19 protein-coding genes are annotated in these 15,477 nt (G+C 56.5%); 2 read left to right on the forward strand and 17 right to left on the reverse strand.

Annotation, left to right across the window (positions count from 1 at the left end; genetic code table 11):
• The 6 genes from C0623_06310 to C0623_06335 all read right to left on the reverse strand — a co-directional run.
• A partial coding sequence (locus C0623_06310; protein ID PLY01001.1) for an ABC transporter ATP-binding protein occupies positions 1–708 on the reverse strand: 708 nt, incomplete at its 3' end.
• Positions 692–1,399 (reverse strand): ABC transporter permease, encoded by a 708-nt coding sequence (locus tag C0623_06315; GenBank protein PLY01002.1) that lies wholly within the window; start codon positions 1,397–1,399, stop codon positions 692–694. The genes C0623_06310 and C0623_06315, both read right to left, overlap by 17 nt.
• Positions 1,400–2,206, reverse strand: a complete 807-nt coding sequence (locus C0623_06320; protein PLY01003.1) for a tungsten ABC transporter substrate-binding protein — start codon at positions 2,204–2,206, stop codon at positions 1,400–1,402.
• Between the two features lie 5 nt (positions 2,207–2,211).
• Positions 2,212–3,645, reverse strand: a complete 1,434-nt coding sequence (gene cls, locus C0623_06325) for a cardiolipin synthase (GenBank protein ID PLY01018.1) — start codon at positions 3,643–3,645, stop codon at positions 2,212–2,214.
• Positions 3,646–3,720: 75 nt separating this feature from the next.
• Positions 3,721–4,050 carry a hypothetical protein gene (locus C0623_06330; GenBank protein ID PLY01004.1) on the reverse strand — a complete coding sequence of 110 codons (330 nt, stop codon included), beginning with the start codon at positions 4,048–4,050 and terminating at the stop codon, positions 3,721–3,723.
• 137 nt (positions 4,051–4,187) lie between these two features.
• Entirely contained in the window at positions 4,188–4,697 is a 510-nt protein-coding gene (locus tag C0623_06335) for a rubrerythrin (protein PLY01005.1), read from the reverse strand.
• 135 nt (positions 4,698–4,832) lie between these two features.
• Between C0623_06335 and C0623_06340 the strand changes: the two genes are divergently transcribed.
• On the forward strand, positions 4,833–5,285 hold the full coding sequence (locus tag C0623_06340) for a hypothetical protein (protein PLY01006.1): 453 nt from the start codon (positions 4,833–4,835) through the stop codon (positions 5,283–5,285).
• Positions 5,286–5,329: 44 nt separating this feature from the next.
• Here the strand turns inward: C0623_06340 and C0623_06345 are convergent, their stop codons facing one another.
• The 3 genes from C0623_06345 to pdxA form a co-directional block, all read right to left on the reverse strand.
• Positions 5,330–5,743 (reverse strand): hypothetical protein, encoded by a 414-nt coding sequence (locus C0623_06345; GenBank protein PLY01007.1) that lies wholly within the window; start codon positions 5,741–5,743, stop codon positions 5,330–5,332.
• Positions 5,744–6,024: 281 nt separating this feature from the next.
• Positions 6,025–8,832: an excinuclease ABC subunit UvrA gene (locus C0623_06350; GenBank protein ID PLY01008.1), complete on the reverse strand. Its 2,808-nt coding sequence runs from the start codon at positions 8,830–8,832 to the stop codon at positions 6,025–6,027.
• 143 nt (positions 8,833–8,975) lie between these two features.
• A complete protein-coding gene (gene pdxA / locus C0623_06355) occupies positions 8,976–9,962 on the reverse strand; it encodes a 4-hydroxythreonine-4-phosphate dehydrogenase PdxA (protein ID PLY01009.1) in 987 nt (328 codons plus the stop codon).
• Positions 9,963–10,097: 135 nt separating this feature from the next.
• Between pdxA and C0623_06360 the strand changes: the two genes are divergently transcribed.
• Entirely contained in the window at positions 10,098–10,655 is a 558-nt protein-coding gene (locus C0623_06360; GenBank protein ID PLY01010.1) for a hypothetical protein, read from the forward strand.
• A 49-nt stretch (positions 10,656–10,704) separates the two neighbouring features.
• Here C0623_06360 and C0623_06365 read toward each other — a convergent pair whose 3' ends face one another.
• The 8 genes from C0623_06365 to C0623_06400 all read right to left on the reverse strand — a co-directional run.
• Entirely contained in the window at positions 10,705–11,829 is a 1,125-nt protein-coding gene (locus C0623_06365) for a hypothetical protein (GenBank protein ID PLY01011.1), read from the reverse strand.
• An 89-nt stretch (positions 11,830–11,918) separates the two neighbouring features.
• Positions 11,919–12,221 carry a hypothetical protein gene (locus tag C0623_06370; protein PLY01012.1) on the reverse strand — a complete coding sequence of 101 codons (303 nt, stop codon included), beginning with the start codon at positions 12,219–12,221 and terminating at the stop codon, positions 11,919–11,921.
• Between the two features lie 15 nt (positions 12,222–12,236).
• Entirely contained in the window at positions 12,237–13,049 is an 813-nt protein-coding gene (locus tag C0623_06375; protein ID PLY01013.1) for a hypothetical protein, read from the reverse strand.
• A 22-nt stretch (positions 13,050–13,071) separates the two neighbouring features.
• Positions 13,072–13,485, reverse strand: a complete 414-nt coding sequence (locus C0623_06380) for a GNAT family N-acetyltransferase (protein ID PLY01019.1) — start codon at positions 13,483–13,485, stop codon at positions 13,072–13,074.
• Positions 13,486–13,607: 122 nt separating this feature from the next.
• Positions 13,608–14,129, reverse strand: a complete 522-nt coding sequence (locus C0623_06385) for a phage tail protein (GenBank protein PLY01014.1) — start codon at positions 14,127–14,129, stop codon at positions 13,608–13,610.
• Positions 14,130–14,142: 13 nt separating this feature from the next.
• Positions 14,143–14,661, reverse strand: coding sequence for a phage tail protein (locus tag C0623_06390; GenBank protein ID PLY01015.1), 519 nt, complete (start codon positions 14,659–14,661; stop codon positions 14,143–14,145).
• Positions 14,662–14,676: 15 nt separating this feature from the next.
• A complete protein-coding gene (locus C0623_06395; protein PLY01016.1) occupies positions 14,677–15,174 on the reverse strand; it encodes a phage tail protein in 498 nt (165 codons plus the stop codon).
• A 38-nt stretch (positions 15,175–15,212) separates the two neighbouring features.
• The coding region (locus C0623_06400) for a hypothetical protein (GenBank protein ID PLY01017.1) at positions 15,213–15,477 on the reverse strand (265 nt) is incomplete at its 5' end.

Consider the following 15,477-nt stretch of genomic DNA (forward strand, 5'->3'; position numbering starts at 1 on the left):
AACTGGCCCATGATGCTTGTCGATCGAAGCGGCGTGAGCCGATTCACTTTTTCGACAAGACGAGTCGATCAGCCGGCCCTGCTCGAGCAGCAGAAGTTCGGCGCCGAGATCACGCGCCAACCCGAGATCGTGCGTCGCCATGATCACCGTGATGCGATCAGCAACCAAACTCTGGAGAAGATCGGTAAAGAGTGATTTGAACTCGCGATCGCCGCTGGCCGTCGGTTCATCGAGTAACAGCACCTCGGGCTTTAGCGCCAGGGCCCGGGCCAGGGCAACGCGCTGCACCTGGCCGCGCGAGAGCTGGCCCCGCCGGTTGCCGGCATAGCCGGTCATGCCGACCCGGTTGAGAGCCCTGTCGATGCTTTGCTTTCGGACCTCCCGGTCAACGCCGCGCAATTTCAGGCCATATCCGACGTTTTGCTCAACGGTTCCATTAAACAGATACGGCGTCTGCTCGACCAGGGTGAAGGCCCGGCGCAATGCTGTCTCGACGGATGGTTCAACCAGTTGTTCGGAAACCCGGAGCTCCCCGGCGACCGGCCGCCGCAACAGGGCGAGCAATTTCAGCAAGGTACTTTTGCCCGAGCCGTTGTGACCGGTAATCGCGTAGAGACGTTCCGCCTGCAGGGAAAGGGTCTTGATCTGCAGCGCGAAGGTACCGCCGTAGGTATCTTTGATGTTTTTCAGATCATACAGCCGGTTCATCAAGGCCCCGCTGCTGCAGGAAATAAAGGAAGAGGTTGACTCCGAGGGCGACACCGATCAGAACGAGGCCGAGGGCGAGGGCGAAGATGAACTCTCCCTTCGAGGTTTCAAGGGCAATGGCGGTCGTCATGGTCCGGGTGAAGCCGCGAATATTACCGCCGAGCATCATCGCTATACCGACCTCGGCGATGACCCGTCCGAAACCGGCAATGATGGCGGCCATCACACCGTAGCGGACCTCTTTCAGGAGCTGCATCGCTGCCTGAAACCGGCTCGCGCCGAGGGTTAATGCGGTATGGACAATCCGCTGGTCGGCCGTTTGCACCGTCGCCAGGACAAGGTTGGTGACGATCGGCGTTGCCAGAATCGCCTGGCCGAGAATGATCGCCTGCGGCGTGAAGAGCCAGCCGAGGGGACCGAGCGGGCCCTGCCGGCCGAGCAGTCCGAACAGCAGCAAACCGACGACCACAGTCGGCAGTGCCATCAGGGAATTCAGCAGAACAAGAACGACACGGCGGCCGCGAAAACGGGTCTGGCCGAGCCAGAGCCCGGCCGGAACCCCGACCAGGCCAGCCAGAATAATGGCAGCGGTGGCGGTGTAGAGTGAAATCCAGACGACAAAGGCGATCTCGGGATCAAACCGGGTCAGCAACCCGAGGGCGGCCTGAAATGAATCGAACAGATATCCCATCTACTTATCCCGGTTAACGTAAAAAAGCGGTTCACCCAGCAACTGAAAACCCTCGATCCTGTCAGCGGTTTCGGCCGACGTCAGGTAATCGGCAAACTGCCGGGCCAGGCCCGCCTTGACATGCGGGTGTCTTTGCGGGTTGACCATGATAACACTGTACGGATTGAAAAGTCGCGGATCTCCGGCATACAGGATTTCAAGATCGGTCTTCTTGCGGAAGGCGATGTAGGTCCCGCGATCACTCAAGGTGTAGGCCCGGCGTTGATCAGCCATAACCAGGGTCTCTCCCATGCCGCGTCCGGTCTCGAGATACCAGCTGCCCCCGGCGACAATTCCGGCGTCTGCCCAGAGTTGTAATTCCCGGCTATGGGTTCCTGATTCATCACCGCGCGAGATGAATTCGGAGCCGCCAGCGGCCAACTTTTGCATGATCGGATCAAGCGCTGCAAGCGGCCCGATCCCGGCCGGGTCGTCTTGCGGACCGAGCAGGACAAAATCGTTGTACATCAGGTCGCGCCGATCGATCCCGAAACCGGCGGCGACAAAGGCCTCCTCTTTCTGGCGGGCATGAACCAGGACCACATCAACATCGCCGGTTTCGCCGAGCTTGAGCGCCCGCCCGGTACCAACGGCTATAACGTCAACCCGGCAGTTCGCCATTTCCTCAAAAGGGGGCAACAGATAAGCGAGCAGACCGGAGTTTTCGGTCGAGGTCGTTGTCGCAAGACGCAGGATCTGCGAGTCGGCCACGGCCTTGCTGCCGAGCAGGCAGAAACATAAAACGATTGTCAGTACAGTTTTTTGCATCAGGCTCACAGAAATGGCGAAAACAGTTTGAAAAAGCCATCACGGATCCGGATCAGTATCGGCCGGTTTTCGATATCAGCCAGGGTGACCGGACGGGAGATCTTGCGGATTGCATCAAAGTGCCTGCCCAGGCTGGTGCAGAAGTTGCCGTCGTAAACCTCAAGGGCAAACTCGAAATTAAGGCGCAGGCTTCGCTGGTCGAGATTTGGTGAACCGATCAGGGCATAGCGATCATCGACCAGCAGCAGTTTACTGTGGGCAAAGGGAGGCGGTTGTTCATAAACCCGGGTTCCGAACCTGAGAAACTCCTTGAGATAGCCCCAGGTCGCCCACTTGACCGGTGGCAGGTTGTTCTCCTCCGGCATGATCAGGTCAACCCGGACCCCGCGCAGCGCCGCCGAGTTGATTGCCGCCAGCAGGGCCCGATCCGGGATGAAATAGGGGGTCATGATCCGGACCGAACTGCGGGCCGAGTTCAGGGCGCCGATCACCATCCAGCCAAGTTTGTCAAAATCTTCATTCGGGCCGATACTGATGCCACGGCAGATGGCACCCGGGCTCCGCACCGGCTCCGGATGTTCGATCGGTTCGGCCGTCTCGCCGGTGGCAAAGCCCCAGTCTTCCTCAAACACCTCGAGCAGGTGGCCGACGACCGGCCCCTCTACCTTGAAATGGATATCACTTATCCGCTTACGTCCCTCATCGTAAAGTAAATGGCGATCCCCGATATTCATACCACCGGTAAAACCGATCCTTTTATCGACAATCATCAGTTTACGGTGATTGCGCATGTTTAAATAGAGCCCGCGGCCTGAAATCGACAGCGGCAGAAAGCGGGCAACCCGAACCGGACTGCGGCGAAACAGCCAGAAAACCCGGGGGAAGGAGTAACTGGCGCCGAGGGCGTCAACGAGGACGCGAACATCGAGGCCCCGGGCCGCGGCCGCAATGAGCGCCTCGGCAAATTGTTTGCCGGTCCGGTTGGTCTCGAAAATATAACTTGAAAGGCAGACCGAGTCTTCGGCTTTGGCAATCGCTTCAAGCATCGCCGGGTAGGCTTCCTCCCCGTTGTAGAGAGGGGTAACGCGGTTGCCGTCGACCATGTCCCGCCGGGTAACCGCATCGACCAGGTTGCGCAGGTCGGCAAAGTTTTCGTAACGGAAAGGATAATCCTCGGACTGGGTCTGATCAAAAGACCAGACACAGTACGCCGGCTCCTGCCAGGCCATGCCCCGCCCCCGCTCCTGCCAGCCGCGGGCCCTGGTCCGGATACGGTTGACTCCGAAAAACCAGTAGAGGCCCGGACCAAAGAACGGCAGCGTAAAGCTGACCGCAATCCAGCCGACAGCGGCGCGCGGATCCCGCTTGTTCAGCAGAATGTGGGCGATGGTCCCGAAGGTCACGATGGCATAAAAGATAGCGCCTAAGACCTCGAGCAGGATGTCAAGCAGTTCTGTCACAGTCAGACCGGCTCCCTGAACAAAAAACGACTGTCAAGATGACAGCCGTTTCATTCACCGTAAAGATGTCGCGCACCGCGGACAGGTCAGCATACTGGTCGATGCAACCTTATGGCCGCAACTCGGACAATTGAACCAGTACTTGCAGAATTTGCATTGTGGATCAGACAGACCCTGTTTTTTACTGCATTTCGGGCACTGCCGATACATCTTCTGATGATCGATATAATCGTCGAAAAGCAATCCGCAGTCCGGACAGACCCTGGCCTTGCGGTTGGAAATAACCTTTTCGCAACCCGATTGCGGGCAGACGAAAACCGTTCGACAGCTGCGACAATAATATTTCCCCTTTTTCTCTTCCTTGCAGACCTGGCACTTTTCCATGGCAGATACCTCTCCTGGCAGAAGGGAAAATCAATATAACATTCATTCAATAACAGACTACAAGTATACCTCATTGATATTACATAAAAAAACCGGGCCCCTCAAGGCCCGGTTCGAAAAGTTCAACTGATTTTTATTCAGTCTATTTTCCTGAACATCGAGGCCTGAACGCCGCAGATGGCACAGGGGGCATCCGGTTTCCCTTCAACCGTATTGCCGCAAACCGGGCAAACGTAATAGTCAACCGACTCGTTGCTGCCGAGATTGTCGAGTGCCTTCTGGTAGAGGTTGGCATGAATCTTTTCAACCTCGTTGGCAAAGGTAAAGCTCCGCTCGGCAGCGGCCAACCCTTCGGCCTTGGCATCTTCGATCATTGCCGGATACATACTGGTGAACTCCTCGGTCTCACCTTCGATCGCCGTCTTGAGGTTGGCTTCGGTCGAGCCGATCCTGCCGGCGGCCCGCAAGTGGGCGTGGGCATGAATCGTTTCGGCGGCAGCCGCCGCACGGAACAGCTTGGCGATCTGGGCATAACCATCCTTGTCGGCCTGCTCGGCGAACGCCAGGTACTTGCGATTGGCCTGGGATTCACCGGCAAAAGCATCCATCAACCCCTGCTCACTCTTGCTCCCTTTCATTTCAGTCATAAACCTACTCCTTCTTAATTATATGGAAAATCCTGAATAAAATATGTCCGGTCAGTTTAGCAATTCATTTTGTCATGTCAATGACCGAACCCTCTCCTGCTTGCCTTTGTTGTAAAAAAACCTTATGCTGTGACCATGAGTGAGTATCAGGTTGAAAAACAGAGGGCTGAAGTCACCATCTATCTGACCGACGGCGAGGAGCGTCAGGGCGTTCTTTTCCTGAGCCCGTTCTCGTCCCTGCACAGCGGCCCGCAAACCCTGGTCGAGTTCCTGCATGAAGAGGAGCCGTTCGTTCCTTTTATCCGCAGCGACGATTCTTTCCGGCTTCTCAATAAAAGACATATCAGTCATGTCCGCTATCAGCCGCAAGAGAGTGACCAGCCGAAAATCGGCACCGAGGTCAAGGTCAGCATCACCTTTATCAACGGCAAGGAACTCGCCGGCACCGCCGTTCTTGAAACACCGGAAGGGAAAGGGCGCCTGCTCGATTTCCTCAACGGCAAGCCTGGCTATTTCTCGCTCGATTGCGGTGATGGCGAATTCTATCTGGTCAACCCCCGGGTTATCGTCGAAATTTCTGACAAATAAAAAGGCAGGCTTTATGCCTGCCTTCCGTTGCCAAAAATCATTTTTTATTCAACGACTGCCACCGGATCCCGTTGCGCGACGACGGACCCTTCTTCGTGCAATACAAAATCATAGCTGTCCTTGAGCTTTTTTGTGAACAGCGTGCCGAGCCAGAGGAGGGATCCGCCCGGGATGATCAGGCCGGCGGTCCAGAGTGATGAACGCGCGCCCTCGTCAACTTCATTCGAGGTCATCTCGTAACGAACCGGAAGGTAGCCCTCTTTGCGCAGGAGCAGTTCATAGCTCTTGCTTTTGAGCCCGGTTCGATAGCGGTAGGTACACGGCGTGGCACAGACCTCCTTGCCGTCCACAAAAACCCGCGCCCGGGCCGGCTCTGAAAGAATCATCGTCTTGCGGGCGCAGCCGCTGGCCAACAGGAAAACGATAATCAGCAGACAGGCACAAACTTTCTTCAACATACTCGCTCCATCCTCCCCTCGAACACCCAGTCAATAGAGCAAGGCCGATGCCAAAGTGCTCGTTTTTGCGTCGTTTTCATTGCGGACGCAAAAGAAGGAACCGGTCGCCTCGCCATTCCTGTCAGACTGACTGTCTTTTCATGAAGTTAGGTGGTTTTTTATACGGAAGCGGGTCAATCGCAATTACTACGAAAACAGAAGCGGCCGGCAGCAGGCCCTGTTGCCGCAAGTATAATGACGGAACGGTCCGACACAAAATTGTCACCACTGAACCGATTTGCTCAGAGATAGGACCGGAGATAACAGCCGGTGTGTGATTTCGAGACCCGGGCAACCTCTTCCGGGGTTCCGGTCGCGACAATCCGGCCGCCGCGATCCCCCCCTTCGGGTCCGAGATCGATGATATGGTCGGCCGTCTTGATGACATCGAGGTTGTGCTCAATCACCAGGACCGTATTGCCGGCATCGACCAGGCGTTGCAGGACGTCGAGAAGCTTGCGGATGTCGGCGAAATGCAGGCCGGTCGTCGGTTCGTCGAGGATGTAGATGGTCTGGCCGGTCGCCCGTTTGCCGAGCTCCTTGGCCAGCTTGACCCGCTGGGCCTCGCCGCCGGAGAGGGTGGTCGCACTCTGGCCGAGCTTGATATAGCCGAGGCCGACATCGCGCAGGGTTTCGAGCTTGCGATTGATCTTCGGGATGTTGGCGAAAAACTTCGCCGCCTGGTTGGCGGTCATATCGAGGACATCGGCGATCGTCTCCCCCTTGTACTTGATCTCCAGGGTCTCGCGATTGAAGCGCGCCCCCTTGCAGACTTCGCACTGGACATAGACATCCGGGAGAAAATGCATCTCGATCTTGATGATACCGTCCCCCTGGCACGCTTCACAGCGTCCGCCCTTGACATTAAACGAAAACCGCCCCGGCTTATAGCCCCTGATTTTCGCTTCCGGCAACTGGGCAAACAGCTCGCGGATATCGGAGAAGACACCGGTATAGGTTGCCGGGTTGGAGCGCGGCGTCCGGCCGATCGGCGACTGATCAATATCAATCACCTTGTCGAGCATTTCCAGCCCGATAATATCCTCTACCTTGCCGGCCCGGTCACGCGAACGGTTGAGCCGCTGGGCCAAGGTCTTGTAGAGGGTGTCGATAACCAGCGTCGACTTGCCGGAACCGGACACACCGGTGACACAGGTCAGGACACCGAGGGGGAACCGGGCGTTGACATTCTTCAGGTTATTCGCCGATGCGCCACGCAGTTCAAGATACTGCTCCGGCTGACGCCGCTGCTCCGGGAGCGGAATCATTTCGACGCCGCTCAGGTACTTGCCGGTCAACGAGTCACTGACCTTCATGATATCCTGCGGGGTCCCTTCGGCAACAATTTCACCGCCGAGCACGCCGGCGGCCGGCCCCATGTCGATCACATGGTCGGCCTCGAGAATCGTCTCCTCGTCATGCTCGACGACCAGTACGGTATTGCCGAGGTCGCGGAGCTTCTTCAGGGTTTCGAGTAGGCGCCGGTTGTCTCTCTGGTGCAGACCGATCGACGGCTCATCGAGAATATAGAGGACGCCGACCAGTGATGAGCCGACCTGGGTCGCCAGCCGGATCCGCTGCCCTTCGCCACCGGAGAGCGTCCCGGAGGTTCGATCAAGGGTCAGGTAATCGAGGCCGACATGGGTCAGGAAAGAGAGTCGTTCACGGATCTCCTTGAGAATGCGCCGGCCGATCTCCGTCTCCTTGGCGGTTAATTCGAGATCGTTGAAAAACTTATCGGCTTCTATTATCGACTGGGCCACGACTTCCTGCATATTCTTTTTGCCGACCCTGACATGAAGAGACTCCGGCCGCAGGCGGGCCCCGTTGCAGCTCGGGCAGGGCATGATATTCATGTAGCGCTCGAGATTTTCACGCACGGCGTCGGAATCGGTTTCATGATAGCGCCGCTCGAGATTCGGCAGCACCCCTTCGAATGGCTTGTGGTAAAAATGCCGCCGACTCCCCTGGTCAAAGAAGAACTTGACCTCCTCCTTGCCGGAACCACGCAGCAGGATATCGCGTATCGTTTGCGGTAATTTCTGGAAAGGAGTTTTGATATCGAAACCATAATGATCGGAAAGCGCTTCAAGGGTCTGCTGGTACCAGTACCCGGTGCGCGACTCCCACGGCCTGATCGCACCTTCACGAATCGACAATTCCGGATTCGGCACGACCAGGTCGGCATCGAAATACATCCGGGTTCCAAGCCCTGAACAGTCGTCGCAGGCGCCATACGGATTGTTGAAGGAGAACATCCGTGGCGTGATCTCCGGATAGGAGACGCCGCACTCGACACAGGCATGCTGCTCGGATAAGAGCTGGCTCTCGCCATCGACAACCTCAACCCGCACTACCCCTTCGGCGAGGCCGAGGGCGGTTTCGATCGAATCGGCCAGGCGGCTTTCGACCCCTTCCTTGATGACGATCCGGTCAACCACAACCTCAATGGTATGTTTCTTGTTCTTGTCGAGTTCGATCGCATCGCCCAGTTCATGCATCGCGCCGTCGATCCGGACCCGGACAAAACCATCGGCCTGCAGCTGCTTAAGCTCCTTGCGATATTCCCCCTTGCGGCCACGGACAATCGGCGCCATCACCATCAACCGGCTCTTCTGCGGCCAGGCCATCACCTGGTCAACCATCTGCTGAACGGTCTGCGAGCTGATCTCCTTACCGCACTTGTAGCAGTGAACCCGGCCGACCCGGGCAAACAGCAGGCGCAGGTAATCGTAGATTTCGGTGACCGTGCCGACGGTTGAGCGGGGGTTCTTCGAGGTTGTCTTCTGTTCGATCGAGATCGCCGGCGACAGCCCCTCGATGCTTTCGACATCCGGCTTGTCCATCTGCTCGAGAAACTGCCGGGCATAGGCTGACAGCGATTCGACATAGCGCCGCTGACCCTCGGCATAGATCGTATCGAAGGCGAGGGTACTCTTTCCGGAGCCGGAGACACCGGTGATCACCACCAGCTTGTCGCGCGGGATTTCGATGTCGATATTTTTCAGGTTGTGCTCGCAGGCACCCTTGATGATGATTTTGTCAGTCATGGATATCAACCATTTCTAAGAATTTCATTAACGGAGAGTCGGAGAGAGGTAGAGTTCGCGGAGAAAAGCCCATCCTGATTCAGGCTTTAGCTATCTTGATCTTCTCTCCTCCTCTGCGCCTCTCCGTTAAAAGTTCTTGGGATCTAATTTCGCATTCCCACCATTTCCTCGGCCATGCGAATCGCCGCCACCAGGCTGGCGCAGCTTGCTTTGCCGGTGCCGGCCAGATCGTAGGCGGTGCCGTGGTCAACCGAGGTCCGGACGATCGGCAGACCGAGGGTGATATTGACGCCGTCCTCGAAATGGAGCAGCTTAAGTGGAATCAGCCCCTGGTCATGGTACATGCAGATCACGGCATCATACTGTCCGGCCGCCGCAAAATGAAAAAAGGTGTCGGCGCTGTGCGGGCCGCTGGCATCGATCCCTTCCGCCCGCGCTTGTTTGATCGCCGGAGCAATAATTTCCTCCTCTTCGCGACCGAACAGCCCGGCTTCGCCGGCATGCGGGTTGAGCGCGAGCACCGCCAGGTGCGGCCGGGCAATGCCGAAACGGCTTCGAAGGGCCTCTTCGGTAATCCGGATGGTCGAGACAATCCTGTCACGATCAAGCTGTTCGGGGACATCGGCGAGGGCAAGATGCGTTGTCACCAGGCTGACCCGCAGGCGTTTACCGGCGAGCATCATCACGACTTTGCCGACATCGCAGCGATCAGCGAGGAGTTCGGTATGGCCGGGGAACTCAATACCGGCGTCATTGATCGCCTTCTTGTTGATCGGAGCGGTGACCAGGCCCGCCGCCCGGCCGGCCAGGCACTGTTCGGCCGCCCAATCGACATAGCGTGCCATCGCCACCCCGCAAGCCGTATCGGGTGCTCCATAAACCAGCGATTCGGCCGCGAGCTCGCTCAGATTCATCACCTGAATCGACTTGCCGCTGAGCGAAAGAGCATCACCGTAAACCATCGCCTCAACACCGTACAGGCGCGCCGCCCTCTGCAGCACAGCGAGGTCGCCGGCAACAATCAATGGACTGCTGATGACATCAAGTCGACTCTCGAGCAGCGCCTTGACAATGATTTCCGGGCCGACTCCGGTCGGATCGCCCATGGTTATGATCAGCGGTTTTTCCATCGTCCCTCTCGCAAAGGTAAGGTACCACTATAACGTGCCGGGCCGATGATCGACAACCGAAAACCAAAAACCGCAAATGCATCACACTGACCGAATCTGGTATATTATAGAGAAGTACAGCAGAAGGAGAAGGACATGAGATTCCGCCCGTATATCTTTTTAATATTGACGAGCCTGCTTCTGGCCGGCTGTTCAGGTCTGCGGGTCAGCCAGGACTATGCAGCCGGCAGCGACTTCCGTTCGCTCAAGAACTATGCCTGGCATTACGATACCCAGGAGAAAACCGGTGATATCCGAATCGACACTCCGCTGATCGACAATCGTATCCGCGCCGCCATCGACGACACTCTCAAGGCTCGAGGCTATCGCAAAGTCGCCCGAGACCGGGCTGATGTTCACGTTGCCTACCAGTATGGAATCCGCAGCCGGCTTGAATCGGACCAGCCGCAGACCAGCTTCGGCTTCGGCTTCGGCACCTACGGTCGGCACAGCTCGTTCGGCATCAGCTCCGGTTCAGATGTCCGCGCATACGACGAAGGGCTGCTGATCATTGATCTCCTCGATGCCCGCGACGGCTCAACCCTGTGGCGCGGCAAAGGGACCCGGCCGGTCTTCATCCATTCCGAACCGGAGAGAGTGACCCGGCAGATCAATCAGACGGTGCACAAGATCCTTGACCAGTTTCCGCCATAAAAAAGGCCCGGTTAACAAACCGGGCCTTCAGTACAGATTCGCAATTAAATTAGTGAATGGCATTACCCCAAAGAGTGCTTCCTTCCTGCCCATATTCGACCCAGATAGCGACCAGGGTCCCATCGGCAGCCACCGCCGTTTTCGCCGTTACATCTGTCAACTGATTGGCATTATTGAGAATTTCAGCGAGACCCCAACCTGAAGCCGGGTCAAAAACAGTCCGCCAGACATTCTGCCTTTCGCCATCATGCTGTTTCCAGGTCGCTACCGCCCGACCATCAGCAGCTATGGCCACCTGGACATCAAGTTCGCCACCGGCAAAATCTGATTCAATAGTTCGGGGACCGCTCCAACTGCCAGCGAAGTAGTTCCCCTGGAGTGTATACTTGTCACCCTCCCACTGGTACCAGGCAATCAGGGCCTGCCCGTTAACATTCATCGCAACGTTCGGTGCCAGCACCGTATTGTCGGTTGAATCAACTGTGAAGGGTTGCCCCCACCCGGCAAGATTGTTGTAAAAAACACCCTGAATGTTATTGCGAACCCCATCCGACTGGACCCAGGCGACCAGACCATTCCCCTGCTTGTCCATGGCAACCCGTGGAGACAACGCCGACCCGACTTCCTGCTCAAGCAGGATCGGCTCAGCCCACCCGGAATCGACGCGGAAAGACTGACTCCAGATGTTCAGGGTCTGGTTGTCCGACTGGTACCAGACGACCAGTGCGTTGCCCTGGCTGTCAATCGCCGCCTGCGGCGACCTCACCTCGGTATCACTAACGCTGGCAATCGCCTCGACAGGGCTCCAGCTTCCAGACGAACCTGAATATCTCTTAACCCATGCCCGGTAATGATCATTTGTGTACTCACGCCAAACGGCAATCGCATTACCGCCCGGCTCGATAGCAACCGCCGGTGAATAGGTCATTCCGGTCAATCCGGCTATCGGTTCGGCCACCGACCAGAGCCCGGTCGAAATGTCAAAGTAGTTAACGTAGACGCCATTTTCCGCACCATCCGATTGGGTCCAGAGGGCCATGGTCTGACTGTTCTCATCAGTGGCAACTTCCGGAGAGACCGCTGTCGTCGCCGCGACCCCGACAACCTGGGCCGGACTGGATGAGTCCGTCGCGGCAGATCCACCACTCTGGCCACATGCAATCAGCAGTGGCAATATTGCCAAACCTGTCAATACTGAACTAATTATTTTCTTCATAACCAGATCTCCCAACCGCTCACAAATCCCGGGGAAACTCACTGTTTCTAGGCAAAAACCGCTTCATATAAAAAACCATCCTCCCGGGCAGGCCCGATCGGTACCAGAAAAATATCGAGTTGTCCCAATTTTTCATGGTTCAATGCATAAATACCTTGCGGTAACGATTCTTCCTGTTCGTCCTTGAACACCAGGGAAAATGGTTCCCGGAGCTCATTTTCTTGAGGTTTTGAGCCGAGTGAATTCACTTCGACCAACTTAACCTGAAGCAATGCAGCATCGTCTGAACCAAGCTGGAACAGCTCCCCCAGGTGAGGCTCAAACATCGCTTTTTCAACTTTTTCAAGCATCAACCAGGTTCCCCTTTACCCGTTATCAACAGTGTCTGCATAATCAATGGAAAAAACCAGGTACTTCGGTTGGCCAGAGGGAATACTCTGCATAGCATAATCCAGCCTTTCGGCATGTTCTTCCCTCTCGGTGCTGACATTCATGCGGCTGAAGCGCCAGTTTGGCAACTGTTGTCCCGGACGACCCTGTACCGCCAGCAGATAAAATCCCCGGCGTAATTTCGGTTGGCCGAAATCCCGGCCAACGGTCACCAAAAGAGGCACCGTCTGCGGCTTGTCGTCACCCAGAGTCAGAGTCAGATCAAGGCTGTGGCTGACCAGAGGCACGTTTGCCGTGACGGCGGAGCTGACATTCTGCGCCGGCCCACCCTGGTAACTCCAGATCTGCCAGGGAATTTTTTCATCAACTCCAGCCACCTTGCTATGCACCTGCAGTGCGACCGACTGCATATCAGCGGCGGAAGGAGTTCCATCGAGGCCGGTCATGCCGTGCACCGTCAATCGACAGCCGCGTTTCAGCAGGGCCGCATCCCCGGCAGGAAGACGGGAAGCATCAACCAGCCGATCCGACAAGTTTGCAGTCCGGGTGATTTCACCCAGAGTGAGTCCGTCGGTTGCCAGCGTCAGCGTTGCGGCTGACGGGCTCTCCGGTTGCAGCAGCGGGAGCTTTTCACTTCCCGGCCAGTAGCCAAGAGACATGAGCTTGTCACCGACCACCATCTGCCGATTCACCAGGGCCCAGGCATTTGAGCCTGCTCCGAGCAGAACCGGCACCGCCGCCGTCGCCAGCGTCAATTTAAGGAAATCACGTCTTTCCAGATTTTTCATTTCTCATCTCCGGAAATGGGGGTTAACCAGCGGTCGACAACCGGACCATTTCTTCCGGTCGCCATTCCATCATTTCATAAACGCCTTTATCGGCGATTGGTTTGAAGCCAAGCCGATCGTAGAGCCGCCGGGCCGGGTTATTCCCCTCGACATGCAATCGGACGGGCAACGCCTTGTCCGCCGCTTCGTCGAGGAGAAGCTGCATCATCAACTTTCCGAGACCGGCACCCTGATGTTCCGGCAACAGGGCGATATCGATCAGACGGATTTCGTCTTCACGGCGATCAATATAGAAGCGGCCGATCGCGGTACCATTCAATTCAATAATATCGAAATCAACGGTCTTGAACTGCTCCTGATAATAAGTATGCTGGGCTGTGAACTGCATTCGGAGGAAGTTTGTTTTCTCTTCCTCCGACCAAGGCGTGATAGCCATCTCATCGGCCCGGGTACTGGCATAAAGTGCACAGAGGAATTGTTCATCCTCCGGCACAATCGATCGCAAGGTCACCCCCTCCGGCAATTTTCTACTGTTATTCAAATTTGACAAATCCAAACCTAACCCCTGGAGGGATAAAGTCCCTGCAGGGCAATGATATAGTTCAGGGTCAGAAACGGCTGCATGTTGTTGTGGGCTTGACTGCTCCCGCTCGGTGCCAAAACTCCATCGGCCATCGGCACCAGATTGGCAGCTGGAGCGTAACTGTTGCCACCGACACTGCGGGCCAACGCAGTCGAACCATCTGGTGCATTCATTGTAGCCGGAACATTTGCCGCCCGCGGGGTGTGATTGTGGCTCGGCATCTGGGCTTCAGTGAGGGTAACGGTTTCAAGACCACCTCTTTCTCCGAGCCGGTGCGAGGTCAAACCCGGCCCGCGGCCGGGATGCATCGGTGCCCGCCCCTGCAAATTCGGCAGGGCAGTCGTCGTTCGTCCGTCACCGCCATAAGTTGTACCGATCAAGGAGAAGAGTGCTGTGTTCTGTGATATAGGCAAAAGCTGGCCATCGCAGAAGGCCCAGCTGCGCGGAGCAAAGTTACCGGCAAATATTCTGATTTCAGCGACAAAAGGTTCTGACATGAGAATGCTCCTCCTAGAACCTGGATGGATAAATGCCAACCAGTGCAATGATATAATTAACGCAGAGATACGGCATCAGGTTGGTATGTTGCCTACTGCCACCAACGCTGTTTACCGCTGTTCCGGACATATCGGCAGATGGCGCCGTTGGGCGATAATTCCGGATCGACGGCGAGGCTGCCGGATAGTTGTCAGCCGGATTGGCCTCATTACCGGAAGCGGAAGAGAACTGGCCCGTATGAGAATGCGACGGTAGTTGGTTTGTTGTCAAGGTTACGTTTTCGCCACCAGCCTTCTCCCCCAATCTTCGTGGAGACAAGCCCGGACCGGTTCCGGCATGGATCGGAAGGCGCCCCCGCAGGTCCGGCAACCCGAAAGTCGTCCGGCCATCGCCGCCGTAGATGGTCCCGTAGAGAGAGAAGAGAGCGTCATTCTGGCTGACGGCCAGCAGTTGGCCATCACAGTAAGCCCAACCACGCGGCGCAAAGTTGCCGGCAAACATCCTGATTTCTCCAACAAATGGTTCAGACATAATCGCTACTCCTCACTAGTTCCGCGAAGGGAAAAGGCCCTGCAGGGCGATACAGAAATTAAGCGCCAGGAACGGCTGCATGTTTTCATGCGCCTGTCCACCACCGGTGCTGGAGACGGTCCCGGCAACGGGGGTAACCAGAGTATCGCCATCATGATACTGATTTTGCGCTGCTGCCAGAGTATTGGTGGTTGGAATCGGACTGTTCGCATTGTCGTCCGAGGCCTGCCAATCGTGATCATGATTCGGCATTTCAGCGGCCGAAAGGGTGTTGGTCTCTTCCCCCGACTTTTGTCCCAGAGGGTGACTGCCTTCGACATGAATCGGTGTGCGGCCGCGCAGGTCTGGCAGGGCGAAGGATGTCCGGCCATCGCCGCCGTAAGTGGTGCCGAGCAGGGAATAGAGCGACTGGTTCTGGTTGATCGGCAGAATCTGGCCGTCGCAGAACGCCCAGCCGCGCGGCGCGAAATTGAACCCGACGATCCGGATTTCAGCTAAGAAAGGTTCTGACATGTTGTTTCTCCTTATACGTCCATTTCCGGCTTAAAGCATTACGGGCATGGAACCCCTGTCACGCCATTAACGAGACTCGCATCAACACCCCCTCCTGGAAATAACGGAAACGGGCCGTTAATCATCACATTGCCCAACCCATTCAGATAAGTATCAATATTGGTGCTTGCTGTACCGACCGGCCCGAAAGTATTGAATTCGCCGTTAGCCGACCCAGCATATCCCGGCAGATTGTAATTCGCCGTTGCACTAAGCTGGTCGAGGAAAACAGCATTCCCGGAAAAAGCCGCTCCGTTGTTGTTG

This window comes from Desulfuromonas sp., assembly GCA_002869615.1.
Taxonomy (GTDB): domain Bacteria; phylum Desulfobacterota; class Desulfuromonadia; order Desulfuromonadales; family UBA2294; genus BM707.